Consider the following 404-nt stretch of genomic DNA (forward strand, 5'->3'; position numbering starts at 1 on the left):
GTGATTCATGACTGGGGTGAAGTCGTAACAAGGTAGCCCTAGGGGAACCTGGGGCTGGATCACCTCCTTATACGATTTAGAACTTATTTGTTCGTAGTGTCCACACAGATGATTGTTAATTAGTGAGTGTCCCTTTGGGATAACTAATTAATATGCTCTTTAAAAATTTGGAAAAGCTGATAATAAAATTCTGATGAATACATTGTATTTATCAAGAGTTTTCAAAAGTAAAAAAGAATGATAGCAGTATCATTCAGTGCCATTTAATTAACGTTTTACGTTGATTGATTGGTATCTACTTTAGTATTCAATATTGACTTCTGGCGAAGTTAAACTGTCACAAAACAAAGACCCGTTTGGGTTGTATGGTTAAGTGACTAAGCGTACACGGTGGATGCCTTGGC

Annotated in this window: 1 rRNA gene; it reads left to right on the plus strand. The window is 36.6% G+C overall.

Annotated features, from left to right (window positions below):
- Positions 1-70, plus strand: a 16S ribosomal RNA gene (locus H5119_RS20125); the annotation flags it as partial.
- Between the last annotated feature and the right edge of the window lie 334 nt (positions 71-404).

Origin of the sequence: Pseudoalteromonas sp. SG45-5 (assembly GCF_014164085.1) — a bacterium.
Classification (GTDB): domain Bacteria; phylum Pseudomonadota; class Gammaproteobacteria; order Enterobacterales; family Alteromonadaceae; genus Pseudoalteromonas; species Pseudoalteromonas aliena.